Raw genomic sequence first — 814 nt, 5'->3', positions numbered from 1 at the left:
GGGGGCACGCTTCGTGGTGGCCGACGCCTCGGACCCCGCGGCGGTGGTGGCCGCGGCCGGGGCCACGCAGGCCGTGGTGGTCAACCCGCCGCGGCGTGGCCTGGGGCCGGACCTGCCGGTGCTGCTCGACGGCCTCTCGGCCGCCGCGGACCCGGCCTCGCCCACGGGCACGCTCGTCTACTCCTCGTGCAACCCCGTCACGCTGGCCACCGACCTGGCGGCGATGCCGCACTGGCAGCCGTTGTCCGCACGGCTGGTGGACATGTTCCCCAACACCGACCACGCCGAGGTGCTGGTGCTGCTGGGCCCGCGTTAGGGTGCTGGCCGAACCACGGGAGCCCTGGAGCCGGGCTGAGAGGGCGAGGCATCGCCGACCGTCGCACCTGATCCGGGTCGTACCGGCGGAGGGAGGTCGGCGTGCACAGCGCCATCCAGCAGCAGCCCCAGGGGCCGGCGGACGTCGTCGTGCTCGGCGGCGGACCGGTGGGGGCGGCCACCGCGCGCCTGCTGGCGGCCGACCACCGGGTCGTCCTCGTCGATGCCGGGGAGCACCTCCGTGCCGCGCACCGTGCCGCCGGGATGCTGGCACCCACCAGCGAGTTCCGCACCACCGAGCCGGAGGTGCACGCGCTCGCCCTCGACGCAATGGGGCGCTGGCCCGGTGAGGCCGCCGCGCTCGAGACCGAGACCGGCATCGGTCTGGACCTGCGCACCGCCGGCACCCTCCACGTGGCCCTGGGCGCCGACGACCTGGCCCGCACCACCCACCTGGCCGACGCCGCTCGGGCGGCCGGTCTCGAGGCCGCGCCCCTGG

General features: G+C 76.8%; 1 protein-coding gene, 1 pseudogene and 1 riboswitch. The gene and the pseudogene both read left to right on the top strand.

Features of this window, described 5'->3' with window-relative positions; translation table 11 throughout:
- Positions 1 to 316: pseudogene (locus HMPREF3099_RS09890) on the top strand (23S rRNA (uracil(747)-C(5))-methyltransferase); the annotation flags it as partial.
- Between the two features lie 12 nt (positions 317 to 328).
- Positions 329 to 413, top strand: a riboswitch (TPP riboswitch).
- A 4-nt stretch (positions 414 to 417) separates the two neighbouring features.
- Positions 418 to 814 (top strand): FAD-dependent oxidoreductase (locus HMPREF3099_RS09885; protein WP_141762117.1); only part of this gene is annotated, 397 nt, incomplete at its 3' end.

This window comes from Kytococcus sp. HMSC28H12 (genome assembly GCF_001816045.1).
Classification (GTDB): Bacteria; Actinomycetota; Actinomycetes; order Actinomycetales; family Dermatophilaceae; genus Kytococcus; species Kytococcus schroeteri.
The sequence above is the reverse complement of the archived record's forward strand: the minus strand, read 5'-3'. Positions and strand labels throughout refer to the sequence as shown.